Below are 24,753 nucleotides of genomic sequence, written 5' to 3' on the forward strand. Positions count from 1 at the left end.
TTGCTCCGTCTTCTTCTCTTGCTGTTCTGCTTCATTGCCTATAAACCTTTATGAAAGAAGAGATAACATGCCTACTATCCATATTGCCGGTGATTCTACTGCGGCAGAAAAAGATGAAAACAAGCGTCCCGAGACAGGTTGGGGAGAAAAAATCTCTGCTTATTTTTCACCCGAGATCCAGATCAATAACCAAGCAAAGAATGGACGCAGCACCAAATCATTTATCCAGGAAGGAAGGTTAGCCCGTCTAGCTTCACAGTTTCAGCCGAATGATTTCTTATTTGTACAATTTGGACATAACGACCAGAAAATCCAAGAAGAAAGAGGTACGCTTCCCTTCGGTAGCTATTTAAAAAATCTGCAGATATTTTTTGAATGCGCAAAAAAAGCGAACGTCCAAATGGTCTTACTGACATCTGTGACGCGACGAGATTACTTAGAAAACGGAACATTGAATCCAGATATACTTGGAGACTATCCAAAAGCGATGCGTGCATTTGCTGAGAAACACCATATTCCTCTTTTAGATGTGTTCTCAAGATCACAAGAATTGTTCCAGACCTTCTCAAAAGAAGAGACAAAAAAATTCTACCTGCATCTTATGCCTGATACTTGTAAAAATTACCCAGAAGGACTAAAAGACAATACCCACTTTAGTCCAGAAGGCGCTGATAAAGTTGCCCGAATAATTGTTGAATTGATAAAAGAATCCCGTCTGCCTCTTGCTAATTATTTACAAAAAGGAGTTTGAGATGTTTCCATTAAATTTAGGCATCCGTGCCCACGATTTAGATGTTCGAAATCGTGAAGAAATCGTTCAAAAAGTATCACAGCTTCACTTGTCCCATATCCAATTTGCACCACAAAAAGCATTTCCTGAACAACTTAAATTAACTGACATGACACTTGGGAGTGCTGCCTATTTTGGTGAATACTTCCAAAAAAACAATATCGAACTTTCCATTTTAGGATGCTATATCAACCTATCCAGCAAAAATCAAGAAGTTCGTGCACAAGCATTGGCAACTTTCAAACAGCAAATTGCTCTGTGCTCTGCCTATCAAGCCAAGATGATTGCTACGGAAACCGGTAGTGTCTCTGTCGGTTACACAAAAGAAAATTTTACTGAAGAAGCTTATCAGATCGCCAGAAATTCTATCATTGAATTAGTCGCTCATGCAGAAAATTTTGGCGTAACTGTTGCTGTTGAAGCAGGGATCAATCATCCAATCTATAACTATCAGTTAGCTAAACGTTTAATCGATGAAGTAGCTTCACCAAATTTAAAAATCATTTTAGATTGTGCGAATTTGATGCATAAAGAAAATCATGCTGATCAGGAAAAAGTGATCCGAGGTGCCTTGGACAATTTACATGGTTATATTACAGCGCTTCATCTCAAAGACTATATCATGGAAAATGGAAAGATCCGCATGGTACCTGTTGGCAAGGGCTGTTTAGATTTCCGCCCGGTACTGCATTATATCAAATATGAGCGTCCTCTAATGTACGCCACTCTTGAAGCTACTCCTGAGATTTATGTTCCTGAAGCAATAGAACACTTGCAGTTTATTTACCAAGATTGTTAAGGAGAAGATTATGGAGGAACGAATACAGAAAAGTTATCAAAAATATCATGCAAATGCTTTTCAGACATTGCTGCATCTTTATCAGGGAAATTATTGGCGTTTTGCCATGTCAGGACTCTTTTTTATTATCAAACATCTTCCATCTTGGTTAATGCCGATCGCTATTGCCAATGTAATCAATGCAGCTTCATCGAAAGATTCTTCTCAGTTGCAGGCCATTTATTTCAACGCTTTTTTGATGGCTTGTCTGATTGGTCAAAATATATTGACGAATTATTTTCATGTAAAATACCATAGCACTTCGATCCGTCAAGTAGAAGCTGGACTAAGAGCGACCCTTATCAAGAAAATCCAAGAACTATCTATTCCTTATCAAAAAGAATTGCAATCTGGACGAATCCAGTCAAAGATCATCCGTGATGTAGAAGCTATCCAAACGTTGTCCTCTCAAGTATTTGTCAGCGGATTAAATATCGCTGTCAATTTATTCGTAGCTTTAGGTATCACGCTTTATAAAAGTCCTGTTGTTTTCATGTTTTTCTTATTGACTGTTCCTCTCGCCGCATTCGTTACTCTCTTTTTCCGTAAAAGGATCAGACAGTCCAACTCAGACTTCAGGCAAGAAATGGAAGAGACTTCTGCAAAAGTGATCGAAGTGATCGAATTAGCACCGATTGCTCGAGCTCATGGGTTAGAAAAACACGAAACAACTCGCTTAAATAAGCATTTTACTCAAATCTATGAAAAAGGATTCCACTTAGATATCCTGCAATCTGTTTTCGGATCAGTCAGCTGGGCTAGTTTTCAGATATTTCAGCTGATTTGTTTGAGTTTCACTGGGATATTAGCTTTACAAGGGCGCATCCAACCCGGCGATGTCGTGATGTATCAGACGTATTTCACGACGATCGTCAATTCCGTTTCTGGAATGATCACGCTGATTCCTACGATTTCAAAAGGCATGGAATCTATCACTTCTATTGGCGAACTGTTGATTGCTGGCGATGTAGAAACTTATCACGGTAAGAAAAAAATCCAACATTTGGATGGAAATTTTCGTTTTGAGGATGTTTCTTTTCTTTATCCGGACTCACTCAAACCGATTATCGATCATTTTTCTCTAGAGGTGAAAGCTGGAGAAACAATTGCTTTTGTTGGGCCATCTGGCTCTGGAAAATCTACACTCCTTAACTTATTGATTGGATTTATCCAGCCGACTTCAGGAAAAATTTTTCTAGATGATCAGCCTTTGGATGAACTGGATATGCGAAGTGTGCGAAATTATTTAGCCGTTGTTCCTCAAACCACTTTGTTGTTCTCCGCTTCGATCAAAGAGAACATCACTTATGGCTTGAAAAACGTATCAAAAGAACGTTTAGATGAAGTCATCGAAGCTGCGCAACTTTCTTCACTGATTGACCAGCTTCCTGATGGTCTGGATACCTTAGTAGGCGAACATGGCAACAAGCTGTCTGGTGGCCAAAAGCAATGTATCTCCATTGCACGAGCGTTGATACGTCAGCCAAAAATCATTTTGCTAGATGAAGCAACCTCAGCTTTAGATAACCAGTCAGAGAAAAAAATCCAGCAAGCCCTGAATTACCTGACAGAAACACCCACTACTTTTATTGTGGCTCATCGGCTTTCAACGATCAAAGAGGCAGATAAAATCGTTGTGATCGATGAAGGAAAAATCGTTGAAATAGGTACTTACGAAAAACTGTTAGCTCAAAAAGGCTATTTCTACCGCTTGAAAAATGAATGACAAAAAATAGGAGCTATGACAAGACTTTTGTCGTAGCTCCTATTTCTGAATAAACGGTGTTCTCCTGCCAACTCCTCGGTCACAAGTCACAATAGTCATCAAACATGAGAAGCTGTTTTTTGAAATTGTTCCTTGTAACTCAGAGTTAAACGGTAGGCTCACGACCTCTTGGTAAATGGTGTTCAAGAGACAGCCTATCGGCAATAAGAAGCAATTTTGTCATCGCTCAAGGCCGAACGTCTCTTTCACACCCTCTGTTGTTTCATAAAATAGTTTTATTCGCTGTAAAGGTCGCGAACTGGTGTCATGATGATACGGTTCAAGTCATTGATGATTGTACTGAAGCCTTGCTCTTTTTGCATCAAGTCATTGATTACTTCTTCTGATTGGATTTTCACAGCCATTTCTTGTGCTTTCATTGCATCTTCGTCGCTGAACTCTTGTCCACTCATTTGTTTTTCTTGTAATTCGATTTGCATCGCTTGGAAGTCTTTGAACAGTTTGTGTGCTTCTTCGTTTGCTTGTACTTTCTCGTACGCTTCTTTCAACGCTTTGAATTCTGGTAATTCACGGATCTCACGTTCGATTTGATTCGCGCTATCGTAGATGTTTGACATGTTATGCCCTCTTTTCTTTTAGTAGTTACTCTCTATTGTAACATGGGGTTATTCGTTTTCAAAGGGGCTACTCTCCTTGATATTTCCGCCAGAGGTCTTTAGCCGCTTCACCAATTCCCTGAACGCCTTCTTTCACCATATCGCCGAAGTTTTTCAGCCCTTCTTTTGCTTGTTCACCATATTGATTCAAGTTATCTTGCCAATTTCCAGACTCTCCATTAGAATTTCCTGTGTTTCCAACTTGATCTGCAGCTACCACTTGTCCTCCTGTGGCATAGGCATCTGCTACACTAAATCCTGTTTTTGAAGTATACGGAAGGATGCCTTCTGCCGCTGATTTGAAGACTTTCCCGACAACATTTCCACTTGTCCCTTCCAAATAGTGCAGCTTGCTGGATTCTTCGTAACCCATCCATGTCGAAATCACTACGTCTGGCGTGTAACCGATCATCCATTGGTCATTTGCTTTTGTGGCATCGAAATTAGTTTCTGTGGTTCCTGTTTTCCCTGCTATCGTATAACCTGCAGGATTCGCAGCAGCCGCTGTTCCATTTGAAAATGTACCAAGAAGCATGCTGGTCATTTCATCGGCTGTTTCCTTTGATATGACCTGTTTTGGTTTTTTGTTTGTGTTATCGACGATCACCGCTCCAGTCGAATCAACGATTTTCGTGATAAGATGCGGCGTATACATCTGACCATCATTGGCAAATGCACTGTAAGCACCCGCCATGATCAATGGAGATACTCCTTTTTCCAGTCCACCAAGGGCTAAGCCATAATACTTATCAGATTTTGCTAAAGGCAGGCCGAATTCTTCTGCTTTATCATATCCTTTTTGTAAACCGATCTCATGCAAAAGCCATACAGCAGGCAAATTCAAACTTTGTGCAACAGCTTGATACATCGGTACTTCTCCTTGGTATGTCCCGTCAAAATTATGCGCATCGTAATAACTTTGCGGTTCGTCTTTCAAGATACTGGAAGGCTTGTATCCAGCTTCCAGTGCTGGTGTATATACGCTTAATGGTTTGATCGTTGATCCTGGTGAACGACGCATCTGTGTAGCAAAGCTGAATCCTCTAAAGACATGATCTCCTCTTCGTCCTACTAGTGCTTGTACACCACCTGTATTCGGATCTAAAGCTACTGAAGCAGATTGGACCATGGCACCATCTGAAGCATTTGCTGGGAATAATGCACTGTTTTGATAAGTAGCTTCTAATTGCTTTTGATAATCCTGATCTAAAGCTGTATAGATTTTATAGCCTTTATTCATGACATCTTCTTCATCAAGACCATACTCGTTAACTGCTTCATCGATCACTGCATCAAAATAATAAGGATAACGATAACCAGAATCTGAATTATCGTATGTGTCATTAAGATACGCGCTGATATCTGTCTGGCTTTCTGCTTGTTCTTGTTCTTTTGTGATTTTTCCGTTTTCTTCCATTACACTTAGTACTGTGTTTTTCCGATCATTCGCATTTTTTGGGTGATCGATCGGATTATAAATACCAGGACCTTTCAGCATTCCTGCCAAAGTAGCAGCCTCAGACAGCGTAACATTCGTTGCATCTACTCCAAAATACTTTCTGGAAGCGTCTTGGACACCCCATACCCCGTTGCCAAAATAGGCATTGTTAAGATACATGGTCAAGATTTCTTCTTTGCTGTACTTCTTTTCGATCTCGATTGCCAAAAATAATTCCTTCGCTTTTCGATCAAACGTTTGGTCTAATGTCAGATACGCATTTTTGGCAAGCTGCTGAGTGATCGTACTTCCTCCGCCCCCTGATGTTCCGCCAGACAAGACCATTCGGACTGCTGCACGGGCAATCCCTTTGATATCAAACCCGTGATGCTCGTAAAAATTCCTATCTTCTGTCGAGATTACTGCATCTTGGATATAGGGAGAAATCGCGTTTAATTCTACATATGTTCCTTTTTGGGCGTACAGTGTGCCAGCTTCTTCGTTTTTCTTATCATAAATGACTGTCGATTGGCTTAATCCTGATTTTAACGTTTCGACATTTGCTTGTTTTGCTAAAATAAAGAGGTAGATACTTGTCACTAAGACACAGATCAAACCAATCAGCAAAATCAATTTGTTCACATGATATTTTTTCCAGATGCGCTTTCGCCATCGATGGAATTGTCCGAGATATGGTCTGATCCAACGCCAAAAACTGATCAAAGCAGCTTTTATCTTTTCTAAAATGCTTTGAAAATCCATTTGCTTCTTCTCCTGTCTATTTGATTCAATCGTCTTATTTTACCATAGTGAAAGAGTGTTTTCTTCCTGCTTAAGTTGTAGTTCAATATGTTTTTTTACGTTAGTGCAAGTAGAGTAACATAAGAATGAACAGAAAAATGTAAGTTTTTTCTTAAATATGTTTTAAAAATGGTACAATTAGTCTGCAATTGCACTGAAAGGAGTACACTTGTGAAAATCACGATCACTTTACCTATGAACCATCCTGAAACAACAATTCGCGACTTGCTTGAAAAGGAATGGTTAGTTCCTAGAAAGGTTCGACACTTTTTGCGTATACGTAAAAACGTTTGGATCAATCAACAACCTGCTTTGTTCCATCATGAAGTAAAGGGCAATGACCAGATCACATTGTTATTCGAAGAAACAGATTATAATTATCAAGAAGTTCAATTAGGAGATGCGAAGCACATCCGTGTTTTATATGAAGATGAGCATTTGATTATAGTGGATAAGCCTGCAGGAATGAAGACTCATCCAAATGAACCGACAGAAAACAGTACCTTACTCAATCATTTAGCTGCTTATCTCGACACTAAACAGCAACGACCTTACGTTGTCCACCGCTTGGACAAAGAAACAAGCGGTGCCGTTTTATTTGCAAAAAATCCATTTGTCTTGCCGATACTTGGAAGAATGTTGGAACAAAAAATGATCTATCGGAGATATCAAGCCATCGTATGGGGAGAAATTGCCAAAGATATGACCATCACCAATAAAATTGGACGAGATCGCCATGATCGGAGAAAAAGGGTCGTAGATGATAAAAATGGTCAGAGCGCCTTGACACATGTCACTGTCAACAAAGTACTTTCTGAACAAACACAAGTCTATTGTGTTTTGGAAACCGGACGTACACACCAGATCAGAGTTCATTTAGCTCATAAGGGACATCCGATCGTTGGAGACCCTCTCTACCAAAATAGAACAGCTGAACGACTGATGCTCCATGCATTAGAACTGCACATGATCCATCCATTTACTCAAGAAAAAATAGTCGGTAAAGCTTTACCTGGATTATGGGAATAGAAATAAAAAAGAACAGAGTCTTATCAGCAGATAATGATAAGACTCTGTTCTTTTTGTGTAATTTGTCTGCTTACTTTTGATGTTCGTGTTCTGCTAACAGCAAACTACCGATAATCCCACTTTCATTCGGCAGTCCCCAACGAACGATATATTCACTTACTTGAGGTGTTTCCATATAACCACCCATCAATTCAACAAATTGCTGACGGATTTTTTGAAGGAGATGATCCTGATTCATTACCCCACCGCCTAAAATAATCTTTTCAGGTGCTAACGTCAACGTATAGTTGATCAGTGCTTGAGCAATATAATAAGCCTGAATAGCCCAAACAGGATGATCTTGCGGCAGATCTTGCCCTTTGATCCCTGTGCGTGCCTCAATAGACGGTCCTGCTGCTAATCCTTCTAAACAATCTTTATGATAAGGACAAGTACCTTCATAATGGTCATCTGGATGGCGTTTCACCCAAATATGTCCCATTTCAGGATGTGCGATCCCTGAAAAAATTTCTTCATTGATCACGACACCTGCACCGATTCCTGTTCCCACGGTAAGGTAAATACAACTATTTTTTCCTTGTGCTGCTCCTTGCTTCAATTCCCCATATGCAGCAGCATTGACATCCGTTGTCCAAGCAGCAGGAATATTGTAGCGTTCCTTGATTGTGCCAAGAAAATCGAATTGTGCCCACCCTTTTTTGGGAGTTGCCAAAACGTATCCGTAATTATCTTTTGTTTTGTCGATACCAATCGGGCCGAATGAGCCAATCCCGATTCCCTTCAATTCATAACGATCAAAAAATTCAAATACCTGATCCAATGTTTCTTCTGGTGTTGTGGTAGGGATACTTAATTTTTCTAAAATTTCTCCACCATCTGAAACCGCACACACAAATTTTGTTCCGCCTGCTTCTATTCCGCCATACATTCGTTTTCCTCCTCGAATCCGATTGTCCGAATCTCATAAGGTTGGATTATTGGGACAACCGCTTGCTTCGTTGGTTCTTCAAGCAGATTCAATATGACAGTTTTTCCATTGTCTTTAGTTATTTCCAATTTTTCTAAATGACTAGACATATTGAAACCTCTTACTACTACTTTATCACTAAACTTGCTGCGTTTCAAAGCTGTAATTGCAAACGTTTCACTTTTTATCGTTAAATATTGTTGTTTTGAAATCAATGTTCCTTCATGATGTTTGATTTGTTGAGTGGAAAAAGGAATCTGTGCTGCGTATGCATGCAAATAAGTAGAGAATTTTTCTTCTGGTCCATGTAGTTCAATGCTGTAATTGAACCGATGCTCACCTAGACACTGTGCTTCTGGTGTTGGAAAATATCCCCAATCGCCTAGTTCTCCCACACTGCGAAGTAGCGTCACTGCGATTTGTCCGTCTTCTGTTACTTCATATTCATTCAAACCAAAGTTTCCGACTGTTACACCGTACTCTTCATCATGAATATTGACAAATGCTTGCTGATGTTGCGGATTCGTGGGGTTTTCCCAACTTTTAGACACATGGTTTGGGCGCTTCACCACTTCAAAAATACTATCTGCTTCGTGATGTTCCACATGTAACTTTGTAGGAAACAAGACACGTAAGCGATGATCTTTCATCTGATTGTCGAGAGTCGTTTCAAAGTCGATTTTTTTACTATCTTTTCTGATTGTCATGATTGTTTTTATTTGAAGGATTCGTTTTTCTTTGGATCGTTCTGCTTTTCGATAACGAAATTCCACAACCATCTGCTGTTCTTTTTCTAAACGCTCGTCTGCAGAAACAGGGATTTCCATTTCCTGTAGAATACTTATTTTTGCTATTTCCGGTGTATCTACTAATACTTTTACTTCAGAGTTTTCTTTGTTACTGGATAGGATTGGCTGATCACAGAAAGGTTGTTTAAAGATATACTCATTTCCTATATCGCCGATATCTTCAAAAATATGCAGATTATTCAACTTTCGTTTGTTTTTGCGATCTTCCATTGTAATGGTACCATTTTTTTCAATCGTCAAATGTAGAGGGCCGTTTTCGATGATTCGTCCACTCTGATGAATCATTGTTTCCTTTTCTTCTGCTTTCGCTTCCCCTTCTACAAGCGCGAATGTTTCCCAAGAAAATGCTGGCATGTTTTCTAATGGTAAAGTCACTTTGATCATTCTTGCCATATATGGCACACGGAAACGGTCTTTCGGCAAATCATAACCAAATTGGACAGTTTCTTCAGATAAAATAGCTGGTATAGTGGCCCCACTTTTTGTTTCTACATGATACTTACGTTTAGGCAAATTTTCTAACTCTTGATATAGTTGTTCAGGTATTCCTTCAGCGAATCTTTTTCTTTCTAATTCGATGGTTATTTCTGCTTCACCAGTTTTATCCATTCCTGCAGTATTTACAATGACAAATGGAAAGCTGTCTTTTGGGAATCCGGTCGTATCGATTGCTGCGGTCAGCTGTTCTAAGGAATCTTGTGCAAGATACTTTCCAACTTCATCTGCTTTTTCAAAACGAGGTATCATTTCCCGATGGACAGAATCGACTGAACAACCGCAAATACTGTCGTGAGGATGATTTTGCATTAATGTCTTCCAAGCATAATCTAATTGATCATGGGGATAGTTTCCACTAACTTCATAAGCCATCGTCGCAAGTGGTTCTGTAATATTTTCTAGCTGTCGCTGGACCTTGGTATTCCATTGTTTTAAGTAAACCCGAGCAGATGCTGTATTGGCTAAAGTATACCAGCCATCCGTTTCTTGACTTGTCAATTCTCCTTCTACTGAGCCTAAGTCTTCTGGCACATCTTTTTGAACTGCTTCCAGATAGTCAGTAAAATTAGAATGAATAAACTCGTAATCTGGAAACAGTTCATTTGCGAGATGGATTGCTTTTGATATATCTTTTTGTACCGGTTGATGATCAACACCATTCATCATCAATAAGTGGTTCGTAGAGGCATATTGTTCTGCATCCGCTAATTTTTGCTTCCAAAAGGCAAGAGCTGCTTCTTTTTCTACTGGAATCTCATTCCCGTTGCTATACCAATTGGCAAATAGCAGACCAAAGATTGCTGTTTGATCAGGGCCTTTCCACCACATCTCTGAGTATTGGGAAGAATAGTTTTCTGCTTCCAAAACTTGATTATCAAAGCCAATTGGTTTTACACCACGGCCAAACGCTGCTGCTGAAATACCAGCTTGTTTCATTAATTGAGGCGTCTGTCCCATATTTCCAAATGTATCGGGAAAATAGCCTAACATGACAGGGGTTCCCCATTTACGGCTTTCTTCCATGCCAATCAGCATATTTCTCACGTTCGATTCCGAGCTGATAAGAAAATCATCTTGCAAGATATAAAATGGTCCAATTCTCAATTTTCCTTCATTGATTGCTTGTTGGATTGCCTGTCTTTTTTCTGGCCTTACTTGAAGATAGTCATCTAAAATAATCGTTTGCCCATCCAAATGAAAACTGTTGAAGGACGGATCAACTTCAAATAGCTCTAGTAGATCGTCTATCAATTCAATCAGTCGCATGTGATGCTGTTCGTAAGCCATGTACCATTCACGATCCCAGTGGCTATGAGAAATGATATATACTTTCTTTTTCATTTACGATACCTCCTACTTTTCTACTCTAATATCAAAGTAATCCATGACTAATTCGCAAAACATCATATTTGCCCAAGAAAACCATTCTCTCGTATAATTTTCAGGATTGTTCACATCGAATCCTTCGTGCATAAGGTGTGTTCCTGCGTCAGTTGCTACAAGTAAATTCAATATCCGCTCTTTTTCAGATTTGTCTGACGTTGTCATTCCTTCCATAGCTAATGCAATCGGCCAAACGTATTTTTCTGGCGTATGGGAGGATCCAATTCCTTTTGCGTACTTTCCTTCATAGAAATATGGATTTTCTTTACTCAACAATGTTCTTCTTGTTTGCAGATAATCTTCCTCTTGTTCAGAACAATATCCCAAGTAAGGTGCGGCGATCAGATTGGGCACATTACTGTCATCCATGACTGTGGCGTTTCCCATTCCATCTACTTCATATGCATAAATCGTTTGCCCTTTTTGATTAACCGTTCGTCCGTGATTCTGAATCCCCTCTTGGATCTCTTTCTTCAATTTCTGTGTTTGCTGTACAATTTCTTTATCATCGAGTATCGTTTGAAAAATTTCTTCCACATAACCTAACACGACCACCGCAAACATATTGGATGGTACCAGATATCCATAACGGCAAGCATCATCGCTAGGACGGAAACCAGACCATGTCATTCCTGTAAAAGCTGTTTTTGCACCTCGCCCGTCATTGATCAGCGTATCTTCTTTTCTTGTCGTGTCTCGTACAAATGTATAAGGAGAGTGTTCATGATCTTGCTCTGTTTTGAACACGTCCAAGATTTTTTTGATACCTTCAATAAAAGATTGATTGAATTGATCAGTTTTTCCTGTATTTTTGTAAAGAAGATAGGCCAACTGTATTGGGTAGCATAAAGAATCAATTTCATATTTTCTTTCCCAGATCCAATCGTTCATTTTTGTATGATCTGTTTGGTGGCCAGCACCGTTAGCTTCTTCGTTGAAGGCATTCGCATATGGATCGATATTGATATAAAAAAATTGCTTTTTGACTAACCCGCTGATCATGTCAGCTAATTCCTCATCTTCTTTTGCAATCACTAAATAAGGACGAACTTGTGCAGTAGAGTCTCTTAACCACATCGCTGGAATGTCTCCCGTCAATAAAAAGGTGGTTCCGTCATTTTGCTTTTTGACTGTTGTCAACAGAGTATTGGCAAATGCTGCTGTAAAATTCTTTGCCCAGTCCGCATGGATATCCCCACATTTTTGTGTGATATCTTCCATAAATTTCTGCACCGATTTTGGTATATCTTTATAAACCACTAATAAAACCTTCTTTCTATTTGATATATCTTTAAAGATTATACTTCATACAGCCAATTATGTCTACGCTTTCAAAAAATATCTTTTTATTTACTTTTTCATCCATTATGGTATTATTTGAATATGATATATCATTAAGAGGTGTTTATATGACTCAACCATTGTACCAGACAATATTTAATGATTTGCAAACGGCTATTTTAACTGGTGAATTACCTGTAGACAGCCAACTACCAACTGAAAAAGAACTTTCACGTACCTATAAAGTAAGCAGAATCACTTCCAAACGTGCATTGACTGAATTAGAGCAATTAGGACTTATTTATCGCGTTCGCGGGAAAGGCAGTTTCGTTAAATCCGCTTCTCCGGAACAGATTCTTGCTTCTCCTACAAAAACACGACGGATTCTGTTTCTTCTTCCATATGTCGCTGATTTGTCTGTTGGTGATTTTAGCAAGGGATTGAACCCTGTGATGCAAGATAAACAGATTGATGTCATGATGACGACGCTTGACTTTCTACAAAATAAAACAGCAAAAGAGCTAATCAATGAATTTGACGGATTGATTTATTATGCTCTTGATACAGAACAACATCTTGACTTACTTTTTGAGCTTTCATTGAAAGAATTCCCTGTCGTCATATTAGATAAAAAAATCTATGAGTTACCTTTTCCTACCGTTCTTTCCGATAATTTCCAAGGCGGTGCGCTTGCTGCCTCTTATTTGATCGAACAGGGACATTCAAAAATCGCTTATTTGTTTGGTACGCAGACTCATCCACAATCCGTTCGACAGCGTTACCTTGGTTACCTTGAAGCATTGGACAAAGCTGGTTTGACTTTCCACACTTCACTGGATGACAAAAGCGCGACATTAGATGAATTGCTTTCTTATATCACTAAGTATGAAGTAACTGCTTTTGTTTGTGAAAACGATGTTGTCGCTATCCAGACCATGAATCTCTTGAGACAGCATGGTTATCATATCCCTGAAGATTTTTCAATTATCGGATTTGATGATATCCAAGCAGCAGCTCTTGTTGACCCGCCACTGACAACCATCGCACAAGATTTTGAACAGTTAGGTAAGCTTGCGGGAGATGCTTTGGTCACTTGGTTAGAGACAAAAGATCGACCATCCGATAGTAAATTTCCAGTTTCATTCATCAAAAGACAATCAACAAAGGAGAAATAAAATGAATATCGGTCAAATAGATACTAGACATGCAACAGCGAATCAGCCAAATTTCTCTAATGGGAACTGCCAGCCTTATACTGGCGTTCCTTTTGGGATGAATTATTTTGCACCGCAAACTACGGATCAAAACGGCAGCTGGTGGTTTCATCCTGATGACCGCGTTTTTCAAGGCTACCGTCTTACCCATCAACCAAGTCCTTGGATGGGTGATTTCAGTCATATGCTGTTTACGCCGATCAATGGAAAACTACAGGAGAACACCCTTTTCCATGCTCAAAGTTCTTACCGCCCAGAAGAAAGTATATTTTGCCCGACTCATCTGTCGATCTGTCAATTACGTTATGGCATCTGTTCTACATTGATACCTAGCATGTATGGCGGAATCTTATCTATTGATTACAGCAAAAATGACAGCGGTTTACTTTTATCCTTTCCGGGACGCCATCAGCTCTTTGTTATAGATCCTTACACAGTGGAAGGAAAAATCACACATTTTGCTGGTTCAGAAGATCCTGATTTTTCTTTTTATTTTATATTGAGATTTGAATATCCTTTAACAATTGATGAGTTAGCTGTTTCCAACAAAAATAGCGACTCGATCCCGTTGTATTTTGAACAGACAAAAAAACAAACTATCCGATTTGGGACATCTTTTATCAGCTCGGAACAAGCAGCTTATAACCTGGAACTAGAACAAAACCAAAGCAAAGAGACTTACCTTGCTCACAGTCAAGAACAATGGCAGTCCTATTTTGATCGTATACAGCTCACACACCATGATCAACAACAATTGCGGACGTTTTATCATAATTTATATCGGGTGTTTTTATTTCCACAAACATTTTATGAAATTGATCCTAGTGGGCAAAAAATCCACTATGATACGACTAGTCGATCTATAAAACCTGGTGTTCTCTATACAAATAATGGGTTTTGGGATACGTATAAAACGGTTTATCCTCTTTATTCTTTGATTGCTGTAGAAAAATACGAAGAAATGCTGGAAGGTTTTTTGAACAGCTATAGAGAAAGTGGCTATTTGCCAAAATGGCTGTCTCCTGATGAACGTGGACTTATGCCTGGGACATTGATCGATGCGGTCATTGCAGATGCTGCTGTAAAAGATATCCGACGAGACTTGATGCCTGAATTTCTAACGGCAATGGAAAAAGGTGCTACGGTTCAAAGCAAACATCCAAATTATGGACGCCAAGGAACAGAAGATTACTTGACATATGGCTATGTTCCTAATCACTACCACGAATCAGTCAATCACACATTAGACTATGCTTATAGCGATTTTTGTATTAGCCAAGTTGCCAAGGTACTAGAAGAAGAGGAAATGACGAAGAAATATCAGCAGCAATCATTGAACTATCAAAATATCTTTGACTATGAGTCAGGATTTATGCGTTCAAAAGATAAAGATGGCAAGTTCAGAGAACCATTTTCAGCTAATCGTTGGGGACAAGATTATGCAGAAGGAAGTGCTTGGCAAAGCAGCTTTGCTGTTTATCACGATTTTTCAGGACTGATCGGAAAATATGGTGGCAGTGAGAGATATAAAGAAAAACTCATTGAGCTGTGCAATCAGCCCCCAACGTTTGACCCAGGAGGATATGGTTTTGAGATCCACGAAATGAGTGAGATGGCCGCGATAGAATTTGGACAATTAGCTATTTCAAACCAGCCAAGTTTTCACTATCCTTACTTGTTCAGTTATATAGGACAACCTGAAATGGCACAGCCACTGCTTAAACAGTTGATGACTCAGACCTTCGACGATTCTCCAATGGGTTACCCTGGAGATGAGGACAATGGAAGTATGGCCGCTTGGTATATCTTCAATAGTCTGGGATTTTATCCTGTCACGCCTGGAACCGGTGAATATGTTATCGGTATGCCATTAATTGACAAGGCTGTTTTGCTTTTGTCAAATGGAAAGGAATTGACGATTGAAGCAACGCCTAATCGGCCGCAGCAACAATTTATCCATAAAATCAAACGGATGGACAGAGAATATACGAAATTATATTTTACCCATCAAGATTTGCTGAAAGGCGGCACGATCTCTTACCAATTAGGGATCATCCCTCACCCTAAGAAATATCAAGCAAAAGATTTGCCTTTTTCCTTATCAAACTATAATTAACAAGAGGTTGTGAAAAAGCTGTCCTGCATCAAGTAATAAGAACAGCCAAGCAAAAATAGATCCTCATATTTTTCGTTTGGTTGGTCTTATTACCGCAGATGCAAGCTTTTGAACACCGTTTATTGAGAGGTTGTGAAATCAGCGTTCTGACCTGAGTATTAGAGAGACAAATGGCAAAATAGTTCCTCATATTTTGCCATTTTTTGAGCTAATACCGAGGGTCAGCTGATTGAACACCATTTAGTGGAGAGGTCGTGAAAAAGCTGTTTAGTTTCGAGTATTAAGAAAAATTTTGTGAAAATGGCTTTCCACATTTTTGCATAAATTTGGCTTAATACCGAGAAACTGGCTTTTGAACTCCGTTTATCGAGAGGTCATGAAAAAGCTGCCTTGCCTCAAGTAATAAGAACAGCCCAAAATTAGATTTCTAGACAATTTTTTATAAGTTATTTCATTACATTGGCTTTTTTTTTTATGATTCTCCACTGTTTTCTCGGTACTCTTTAGGGGATCTGCCGACGATTTTCTTGAATAATTTAGAGAAATACGTGGTGTTGTTGTAGCCAATCTCACTTGCTATCTCATTGATGTTTTGATTACTGTGCAAAAGCAGTTGTTTCGCTTTTTCCATACGTAAATGGTTCAAATAAGCTGAAAAACTTTTTTTCGTTTCTTTTTTGAACAGCTGTCCTAGATACATGACATTTAAATGCAGGTTTTCTGACACTTCTTTGAGTGTAAGTGGTTCTTGATAATGCTGGTGCAGGATTACGATTACTTTTTCCACATTGTCACTGTACTTTTTCTGTCTCTGATGCTTTTTGATGAATGACAGAAGTAGCTGCTGAAGTTCTTGCACCGTTTTTGCCTGATGGATTTTTTCGATTCCTTGTAAATATTCCTCATCTTCCAGATCAATCAATTCCCGTTGAATCTCCATAAACAGTAAAAAACTGGAATATCGTATATCTTCCGGCATCATGGCTGCTAACTGAAACTGTTCAAAAAAATCAGTGATCATTTTTTGAGCGACTTCCAATTGTTTATTTTGCAGCACGCGTCTGAAACTTGAAAAATCGATGGTTTGATCTTTTGTTTCTGCTTGTACTGCGTAAAAAACATGCTCGTCTTTATCTCCATAAAATTGATGCAACTGTAGATTGTCTTTCGCTTGTTGGAATGTTTCAGGGATTTTGTCCAAAGAATCTGTCTCTTCCCCGATACTGATCAGCCATTCCTGATCAGGAAAGTTTTCTTGAACAAAACAACAGAAGCCATCAACTTCATCTGCCTCCAACAACAACGTGATCAATACACGGTCTCCGTAATTTCGTTGATAGTAAAAGATTTGTTGCCGTTCTTGCAACCATCTATTGATAAGAGTATCATGAGTTCTTGCCAGTTGAATCAATACTATCCTATGCTGCTTCTCACTTATTTGTCCTATTATTTCTTCTTCACTTATTTCATCCAATTCTTCATTCAACCATTGACTGAATAACAGTTCTTGATAGATTTCTTGTTGATTTTTTTGTTCATTTTGCTGATCTAACCGTGTTTTGATTTTCTTGAGGCTTTCAACCAATTCGAACTTATTCACGGGTTTCATCAAATAATTCACGGCGCCTAATTGCATACCTCCTTTCAAATAATCGAATTCTTGGTATCCTGATAAAATCATAAATTCAAAATTATGACGTTCTTTTTGAGCCGCTTCAATAAATTCCAGTCCATTTATTTCTGGCATTGTCACATCCGTTACTACTAAATCAATCTGTCGCTGTTCAAGTACAGCTAGTCCTTCTTTGGCATTCTCTGCTGTTGCTACTATTTGAAAGCCTAAACTTTGCCAATCAATTATCTTTTTTAACCCATTCAAAATCATGTATTCATCATCTACCAATAACACTTGATACACGCTCATCCCTCCTTGAATGTAATAGAAACGGTCAGTCCACCTGTCTCATTATTCTCAAGCGACATATAATAACTGCTGCCGAAGCTGGCACGTAAACGTTCATTCACGTTTTGCAGACCGATAGAACCGTGAAGTTCCACTTTAGGATGAGACAGTTTTTCTTCAATCTGTTTTAGCCGTTTTTCAGTCATCCCTTTTCCATTATCTTTGATGATGATCCTTACCCGTTTGCCTTCCTGCAAGACTTTGACACTTAGCGCATTATCGAATCGAGTAAAATCAATACCGTGTTTAAAATAATTTTCAACTAATGGCTGGATCACAAATTTAGGTACTTCGATCTTTTCCAAATCAGGATCGATCATAAAATGATAGGCTACTCGATTAGGATAACGCATTTGATACAAATAGACATATTTTTCGCAAAAGTCCAGTTCTTCTTTTAAAGTGATCGTTTTCTCTTGATTCGTATTGTTTCGAAGCAAAGCGGAAAACGCATACACAACATCTGCTAATTCTTCACTTCCTTCGCTGATTGCATACATTCGGATATATTCTAATGTATTATATAAAAAGTGTGGATTGATCTGTGCTTGAAGCGCCCGCATATGTGCGTCTTGCTGTTTGATTTCTAATTTGTAGATGTCTTCTACAAACTGATTGATGCTATCCAACATTTCGTTGATACCGATTGAAAGTTCCTTCAGTTCATATTCCGTGTTTGTTATGTCGATCCGCGTCTCTAAATTCCCTGCTGCTGTTTGATCCATGGCCTGCATGACGATAGATACTTGCTGTGAATATCGTTTGAATGTTTTATAAAGAAAGATAAGCAGTATATTGTCTAAAATAATGATACCAATGATCAGCGGGGCAAGATTTTTTCCCGTTTCGATTTTTACACTTTTTTTATCTAGTACAGCTAATATACGATAATCATCAGACAGTTCTTGGTGTTGAACAAAATTGTTTTTTTCCAGATCGTCAATCGGCAATTGTGAATTTTTCTTCAGACTCTCTGTGATGATCATTTCTTGTCTTTCAAACGTTTCTTTAGCTATTTTATTATCATGGAATGTGTATAGTCGATTTGTCGTTCCAGAAATCATGTATAAAGAGAGTCCATTGAATGACGTTAGATTTTCTAAAATCATATCTAGTTCTTTCTTTTGAAAACCAATAAAAATACTTCCTGACTCAGCTCCTCCTTGTGTGATAGGCAACTTGATATAAAAGGCGTCTAGTAATTTTGGTGTCCCCTTTTTTATTTCCCCACCTTTGTTTTCTCTAGAAGATTCATAATACTCCGGTAGTTGATTCAACACGATATATATCGCACTTAGTTCTTCATAATTTGCGTAGAGATCTTTGATTTGATTTGGGAAAGAAACTAATTCATCGGTACTGTTTTGCTGTTCGTATACATACATCAGATACTGATCTATGGGTTTTGTTAAGTAGGTCGTCACATTTTCGATCTTTTCGGAATTCCCTACAAGCTGGTTTTTGATGATCCTACTCAAGGTTGTTTTATCATTCAGCATTCTGCTTGTGCTTTGAACGGCATCACTTGTCATGTTTTCTGCCTGTTTTTGATTTTGTTCCCAAGTATGGATACTAAAAATAACGGTAGCAGTCATCGTTACACCGATCATGATAACCGCGTATTTCCGCAACAGACGATTTAGTAAGGTTCCTTTTGAAAATAGAATCCGAAACTTATTCATAACTTTCCAACTGTTTATCTAATTCTTCACGCCAATGTGTTGTCATCGTACCATTCCAAACCGTCAAAAGACCAATGACACCAAACAGGATCAATCCTTTGAATTGCCAAGTCACGCCTAAAATTATACCGCTACCAATAATTATTTTTAGAAAAGACGAAAAGCTGGAAAAAACCGAAATAAAACTTAGCTTTAGCAGATTAGGAACAGAGATCGTATATTCACTATCTAAAATCATACTGTATTGATAAGTAGCAAATAGGCAGAGCAAGGCAAAAAGTAAAATAAAATCAATAGCTAAAAAAATGAGCCCTTTGATTTGAACAGATAAATATAAATTGTAACTCAATAAAGCAGTACCAGATAAAAATAAACTAAATAGCAGATTGCCTCTTAAAAAATTTCTTTTATATATATTCCAGCCTCTTTTTATTGTGATTTCTTTATACTCGAATCCGTACAAATAAAATAGTTCATTGACTGTTTTCCATGCCGCACCTAATCCAAAGATGATCCCGCCGGCAAATGTATATATCCAGAAATACAAGGTTAGTTTTATAATGACCCAGATCCGGATAAATAACTCTTCCAAAACCTTCCCTAACATATCTTCTCCTCCAAACATTAAGTTTATACTTTCTCATTATACAAAAAAAGGTTGGGCAATCAGCACCTTGACCTGATTATTAGAGAAACAAACGGAAAAATAGTTCCTCATATTTTGTCGTTTTGTGAGCGAATACCGAGGGTCAGCTGATTGAACACCGTTTACCAAGAGTTTGTGAAATAGCCGCTTAGTTTCGAGTAGTAAGAAAAATTTTGTGAATATGGCTTTCCACATTTTTACATATATTTAGCTTAATACCGAGAAACTGGCTTTTGAACACCGTTTATTCGGAACAAGAGGTTGTGACACGTCTTTTGTCACAACCCCTTTGTCTTTATTCATTATTATTCTTGTCGGAACTCATCATATTGTTTTTGCATTTCTTTCAATACCTTATCATAGCCAGCCTTGTCCAAAGCGTCTTTCAATTTCGGTAATGTTTCATCTGGATCAACAGTCCCTGTATTCAATCCATCTAAATATTGATTCATGACATTAGAAATATTACTTAATTCTGTTTTGACACTGTCAGTGTTGAAGCTGAATCCTAAAATCGGTGAAGTTTCTGCATCAGCAATCGATTGATCACGTTTGGCAATCATGTCATCCGTAATAGACTCTTGTGTATATAGAATCTTGTTGTTTCCTGTATTCCAAGCAGACATATGTGTATTTGGCTGATAACCATCTAGCAATTTGATTTTATCATCTGAACCATCGACTTTTTCCCATGCTTCTCCCTCGATCCCCCAAACAAGCCCATTCAATAATTCTGGATCACTGTTAAGCAGCCCTAGAAGTTCTACTGATTTTTCTTTATTTTTTGAAGTATTTGATACGACAAAATTTGCCATTTGTGCTTGAGCTGTAGATTTTAGTGGAACAGTAATTGCTTTTGAGACAAGTTCTTGTTTTGCTGCATTTGTCAAAATTGTATCGCCATAATCATACGGTCCTTGTGTTTCTCCACGCATTAGCCAAGTATTTCCTTCTAGTGGATAATCCTTATTGCTCGTTGCAGCGTCACTTGGAATGAGTCCTTGTTTGTACCAGCTATGCATTGTACGTAACAGTCCGATATACGTTTCATTATCGTATTGGTTGATGATTTTCGAATCATCTCCATCCAGATCAATAGCAAATGGTAACGTATTCCCTAAAGGATAATCAAAGTTCCCTTGGACTTTGAAGCCTTGTCCAATGGCAAAAGCTGCCGTGTTTGGTTCTTTTTCATGGAATTCCTTCAAGACTTTTTCTGCATCAGCGTAAGATTGGATTCCATCAATTGAAAGATCGTATTTATCTAGTAAAGCTTTGTTAAAAGTAAGTACTTGTTGAGCAAAGACATTTCCATTGACTGGGAAAGCATATAATTTTCCATTGACCAGATTTCCTTTAATATATGCTTCATCTAAATCATTATAAGCTTTTTCAGCGTACTTAGGCGCTAATTCAGTCAAATCAGCAAAGGCTCCTTTTTGGGCATTGGAAACATAGTTGTTCGCAAAGGCGATATCATAATTTTCCCCGGAAGAAATGATGACGTTCATTTTCTTTTCGTAATCGCCCCAGCCAATGTAATTGATATTGACTTTTACACCGATCTCTTTTTCGATTCGTTTGTTTGCTACTTCCATCAATTGATCGAAATTATCTGGTTTATCTCCGATTTGATACATCTGCAAAGTGTCCGAATTGCTAGCTTCTGCCTGGTCTTTAGAACCAGAACCTCCGCATGCTGCTAATGTTCCCAACAACAACGCTGAAACACCTGTAAAGGCTAGTTTCTTCCATAACTTCATTTTTCTTCCTCCTAATTTTATGATTTATATTTTTGTTTCTTTATTCTTTTACTCCGCCGATTGTTAGACCTTTGACAAAATGCTTCTGGAAAAATGGATAGCTGATCGCAATAGGCAACGTCGAGATGACTACGATCGCCATTCTGGCAGATTCTCCTGGAACTGAGGCTAATCCGCCTGTCAATTGGCTTCCTGCTCCTGAATTTTGTGTCAGATATTGAATATTACTTTGGATTTTCATCAAAAGATACTGTAGTGGAACTAGCTTATCATCTTGGATGTATAGTAAAGCATTGAACCAGTCATTCCAGTAACCCAATGCGGCAAATAAACTGATTGTCGCAATACCTGGAACAGCTAACGGTAAAACGATCTGAACAAATATTCGCAGTTCGCTAGCTCCATCGATCCGTGCCGATTCAATAATCGAATCAGAGACCGAACGTTTAAAGAATGTGCGCATCACAATAATATTGAAGGGACTGACAGCCATTGGCAAGATCAATGCCCAAATCGTATCTTTTAACTGAAGAAGATTTGTCATAACAAGATAATTGGCCACCATCCCTGGTGAGAACAACATCGTAATCAAACAAAAAACGGTAAAAAAACGACGGAATGGAAAGTTTGACCGTGAAATCGCATAAGCATATAAAGAAGTAGCCGTGCTATTGATCAGTGTACCTAAAACAGTAACAAGTACAGTGACGAAAAGCGCTTGGAAAATTTTATCCTGCATCTGGTCGAACAAGTACGTATAACCAAATATACTGAACTTTTCTGGCCAAAAACTGTACCCGTGAGTCGACAATATGGACTCATCGGTAAAAGAGATGGCGATAACAAATATAAATGGCAAAATACAGGAAATAGCAAAGAGTGCAATCATTATATTAGAGAAAAAATTAGCCGTCTTATTGAAAGAGCGGACTTGGACTCTCTCCACTTTCTTTTTTTTCATTTTTTTCCTCCTTAGAATAATGCAGAATCGCTATCAAAACGTCGGGCGATCGTATTTGTGATCATCAACAAGACAAAGCCGACAACTGATTGGTAAAGTCCTGCAGCAGCCGTCATACCAAAATCTCCTGTGGATGTCAGGCCATTGTAGATATACGTATCCAAAACTTGAGTCACATCATATAATGCACCGGAATTCCTAGGAATGTTATAAAACAGGCCAAAATCAGCTCGGAAAATGTTTCCTACGGCTAAAATCGTTAAAATCGTCATTAGTGGAATAAGTTGTGGTATCGTCACATGTTTGATCTGCTGCCATTTGCTAGCTCCATCAACCATAGCAGCTTCATAATAAGTCGGATCGATTCCCATAACAGATGCAAAGTAAATAATGCTGTTATAACCAATCCCTTTCCATGTACCAATGAACACCAAGATAAACGGCCAATATTTCGGTTCATTATACCAATTGACAGCTTCTCCTCCATGTCCAGTGATCCACTGATTGAATATTCCTTTGTCAGGACTTAAAAAAGCGTAAACAAAGTAACTGATAATGACCCAAGATAGAAAATAAGGTAGTAAGGACATCGTTTGATAAACTTTAACGAGTCGTTTATTTCTCAACTCGCTCATAATGATTGCAAATACGACTGAGATCAGCAGATTCAAAAGGATAAATGCTACATTATATAAAATTGTATTTTTAGTGATGAGAAATGCTTGATCCGAAGAAAATAAAAATTTGAAATTTTCCCAACCCACCCAAGGACTTTCCCTCAAGCTAGCCAAGAACCCATCTGCTGAAATATGAAAATTTTTGAATGCTACGACATTCGCCATTACAGGTATGTAAAAGAAAAAAATCATCCAAAGCATACCCGGTACAGCCATCAGGACAAGTGCTTTATAACGCCATAGATTCATAAAAAAATGATTGAACCCCTTTCGTTTTTTCATCTAAAAACCCCTTTCGATTCATTCGCAACGTAATTATAGCGCTTTCAATAATGAGAATAAATAAACAAAGTATAGGGAAAATGAAACAAAGTATAGGAGAGGTTGTGAAATCAGCGTTTTGGCCTGAGTATTAGAGAAAAAAACGGGAAAATAGTTCCTCATATTTTGCCGTTTTTTGAGCTAATACCGAGGGTCAGCTGATTGAACACCGTTTATCAGAGGTTGTGAATTCAGCGTTTTGGCCTGAGTATTAGGGAGATCGTGTCCTTACTATCTAACTCTGAGTCACAAGGAACAATGGGGACTGTAACAAAAGTCTTGTCACAGTCCCTTATTCCGAACAAACGGTGTTCCAGAAGTAGCTTCTACGGAAATAAGCCGAAATTTCACAAAAAAGCCATCCGAAAGTCAGACGGACAAGTCTGCTTTTCAGATGGCGCTACAACTACTCTGCTTATTCTTTTAGCTATCCATTCAATTATTTTTCTCTCACTTGTTCTAGCTCTTCTTTGGTCATGGGTCGATATTGCCCTTTATTCAAATCTTTAGGCAGCCAAAATTTTCCCATACGGATTCTTTTTAAATATAAGACTTCTTTTCCTACTGCTTTGACCATTCGCTTAACTTGGTGAAACTTTCCTTCATGCAAAATCAGACGGATAATTGAAGTTTCTGTCTCTTGATCTACTTGATCAATTTGGAGTTTTGCCGGCAATGTCTGCTCATCGCCATCAATAATCAGTCCTTCTGCAAATAAACGGATATCTTCTTCTGTCATTATACCGCTAACCTCAGCTAGATATTCTTTCTCCACATGTTTTTTAGGTGATAGTAACTGATGGGCAAACACCCCGTCATTCGTTAAAATCAAGAGGCCCTCTGTGTCTTTATCTAATCGGCCGACTGGAAAAAGATCTTCCCGATAATCCTGGTCTTCCAATAAATCGATTACGGTTTGATCATGATTATCCTGAGTAGCAGAAATGACTCCTGCAGGTTTATGCAAAATGTAGTAAAAATCTTTTTGATACGTAATGATTTCTCCTAAATAAGTAACCGCATCTTCGAATTCATTTACTTGCGCTTTATCGCTTTTCACCACTTGTCCATTGACTTCGATCGTTCCTTTTTTGATCAATCCTTTGACTTCTTTGCGGCTGCCAAGTCCCATATCTGCTAAAAACTTATCTAAACGCATGCGTTTCCCCCATTTCAAAAGAGCATCAATCTAGC

General features: G+C 38.4%; 18 protein-coding genes. 6 read left to right on the top strand and 12 right to left on the bottom strand.

What is annotated here, in order from left to right; genetic code table 11:
• Positions 1 to 67 precede the first annotated feature (67 nt).
• The 3 genes from ACIFUW_RS12275 to ACIFUW_RS12285 are packed head-to-tail and all read left to right on the top strand — an operon-like array spanning position 68 to position 3,354.
• Positions 68 to 751 (top strand): rhamnogalacturonan acetylesterase, encoded by a 684-nt coding sequence (locus ACIFUW_RS12275; protein ID WP_002294493.1) that lies wholly within the window; start codon positions 68 to 70, stop codon positions 749 to 751.
• 1 nt (position 752) lies between these two features.
• A complete protein-coding gene (locus ACIFUW_RS12280) occupies positions 753 to 1,589 on the top strand; it encodes a sugar phosphate isomerase/epimerase family protein (RefSeq protein WP_002285996.1) in 837 nt (278 codons plus the stop codon).
• 10 nt (positions 1,590 to 1,599) lie between these two features.
• Positions 1,600 to 3,354, top strand: a complete 1,755-nt coding sequence (locus ACIFUW_RS12285; protein ID WP_010729265.1) for an ABC transporter ATP-binding protein — start codon at positions 1,600 to 1,602, stop codon at positions 3,352 to 3,354.
• Between the two features lie 275 nt (positions 3,355 to 3,629).
• On the opposite strand, the gene ACIFUW_RS12290 is transcribed toward ACIFUW_RS12285, so the two are convergent.
• Together ACIFUW_RS12290 and ACIFUW_RS12295 are read right to left on the bottom strand one after the other, a co-directional pair.
• Complete coding sequence (locus ACIFUW_RS12290) at positions 3,630 to 3,971, bottom strand: YlbF family regulator (RefSeq protein ID WP_002285994.1); 342 nt, start codon at positions 3,969 to 3,971, stop codon at positions 3,630 to 3,632.
• A gap of 67 nt (positions 3,972 to 4,038) precedes the next feature.
• Positions 4,039 to 6,210 carry a PBP1A family penicillin-binding protein gene (locus ACIFUW_RS12295; RefSeq protein ID WP_002294492.1) on the bottom strand — a complete coding sequence of 724 codons (2,172 nt, stop codon included), beginning with the start codon at positions 6,208 to 6,210 and terminating at the stop codon, positions 4,039 to 4,041.
• A 210-nt stretch (positions 6,211 to 6,420) separates the two neighbouring features.
• Here ACIFUW_RS12295 and ACIFUW_RS12300 point away from each other — a divergent pair, with 210 nt between their 5' ends.
• Positions 6,421 to 7,278, top strand: coding sequence for an RluA family pseudouridine synthase (locus ACIFUW_RS12300; RefSeq protein ID WP_002285989.1), 858 nt, complete (start codon positions 6,421 to 6,423; stop codon positions 7,276 to 7,278).
• Positions 7,279 to 7,348: 70 nt separating this feature from the next.
• On the opposite strand, the gene ACIFUW_RS12305 is transcribed toward ACIFUW_RS12300, so the two are convergent.
• From ACIFUW_RS12305 to ACIFUW_RS12315, 3 genes are read right to left on the bottom strand one after another with little or no spacing between them, the layout of a single operon-like run.
• Positions 7,349 to 8,206 (bottom strand): ROK family protein, encoded by an 858-nt coding sequence (locus tag ACIFUW_RS12305; RefSeq protein ID WP_002285988.1) that lies wholly within the window; start codon positions 8,204 to 8,206, stop codon positions 7,349 to 7,351.
• On the bottom strand, positions 8,191 to 10,893 hold the full coding sequence (locus ACIFUW_RS12310; protein WP_002285985.1) for an alpha-mannosidase: 2,703 nt from the start codon (positions 10,891 to 10,893) through the stop codon (positions 8,191 to 8,193). Before ACIFUW_RS12310 ends, ACIFUW_RS12305 begins: the two co-directional genes overlap by 16 nt.
• A gap of 12 nt (positions 10,894 to 10,905) precedes the next feature.
• Positions 10,906 to 12,195, bottom strand: a complete 1,290-nt coding sequence (locus ACIFUW_RS12315; protein ID WP_002294491.1) for a glycoside hydrolase family 125 protein — start codon at positions 12,193 to 12,195, stop codon at positions 10,906 to 10,908.
• A gap of 149 nt (positions 12,196 to 12,344) precedes the next feature.
• Here ACIFUW_RS12315 and ACIFUW_RS12320 point away from each other — a divergent pair, with 149 nt between their 5' ends.
• Both ACIFUW_RS12320 and ACIFUW_RS12325 read left to right on the top strand, forming a co-directional pair.
• On the top strand, positions 12,345 to 13,391 hold the full coding sequence (locus ACIFUW_RS12320; RefSeq protein WP_002302559.1) for a GntR family transcriptional regulator: 1,047 nt from the start codon (positions 12,345 to 12,347) through the stop codon (positions 13,389 to 13,391).
• A gap of 1 nt (position 13,392) precedes the next feature.
• Positions 13,393 to 15,546 (top strand): GH92 family glycosyl hydrolase, encoded by a 2,154-nt coding sequence (locus ACIFUW_RS12325; protein ID WP_002302560.1) that lies wholly within the window; start codon positions 13,393 to 13,395, stop codon positions 15,544 to 15,546.
• A gap of 472 nt (positions 15,547 to 16,018) precedes the next feature.
• Here the strand turns inward: ACIFUW_RS12325 and ACIFUW_RS12330 are convergent, their stop codons facing one another.
• From ACIFUW_RS12330 to ACIFUW_RS12360, 7 genes are all read right to left on the bottom strand, one after another.
• Positions 16,019 to 17,470: a response regulator transcription factor gene (locus ACIFUW_RS12330; RefSeq protein WP_002304851.1), complete on the bottom strand. Its 1,452-nt coding sequence runs from the start codon at positions 17,468 to 17,470 to the stop codon at positions 16,019 to 16,021.
• Positions 17,467 to 19,191: a sensor histidine kinase gene (locus ACIFUW_RS12335; protein ID WP_002285976.1), complete on the bottom strand. Its 1,725-nt coding sequence runs from the start codon at positions 19,189 to 19,191 to the stop codon at positions 17,467 to 17,469. The genes ACIFUW_RS12330 and ACIFUW_RS12335 overlap by 4 nt, the downstream gene beginning before the upstream one ends.
• Positions 19,184 to 19,798 carry a DUF624 domain-containing protein gene (locus ACIFUW_RS12340; RefSeq protein ID WP_002285975.1) on the bottom strand — a complete coding sequence of 205 codons (615 nt, stop codon included), beginning with the start codon at positions 19,796 to 19,798 and terminating at the stop codon, positions 19,184 to 19,186. Before ACIFUW_RS12340 ends, ACIFUW_RS12335 begins: the two co-directional genes overlap by 8 nt.
• Positions 19,799 to 20,142: 344 nt before the next feature.
• Entirely contained in the window at positions 20,143 to 21,600 is a 1,458-nt protein-coding gene (locus ACIFUW_RS12345; protein WP_002285974.1) for an ABC transporter substrate-binding protein, read from the bottom strand.
• A 40-nt stretch (positions 21,601 to 21,640) separates the two neighbouring features.
• Positions 21,641 to 22,561 (bottom strand): carbohydrate ABC transporter permease, encoded by a 921-nt coding sequence (locus tag ACIFUW_RS12350; protein WP_002285972.1) that lies wholly within the window; start codon positions 22,559 to 22,561, stop codon positions 21,641 to 21,643.
• 11 nt (positions 22,562 to 22,572) lie between these two features.
• A complete protein-coding gene (locus ACIFUW_RS12355; RefSeq protein WP_002285971.1) occupies positions 22,573 to 23,520 on the bottom strand; it encodes an ABC transporter permease in 948 nt (315 codons plus the stop codon).
• 478 nt (positions 23,521 to 23,998) lie between these two features.
• On the bottom strand, positions 23,999 to 24,718 hold the full coding sequence (locus ACIFUW_RS12360) for a pseudouridine synthase (protein WP_002285969.1): 720 nt from the start codon (positions 24,716 to 24,718) through the stop codon (positions 23,999 to 24,001).
• Positions 24,719 to 24,753 lie beyond the last annotated feature (35 nt).

The organism is Enterococcus sp. PLH-Efm8 (assembly GCF_053011625.1).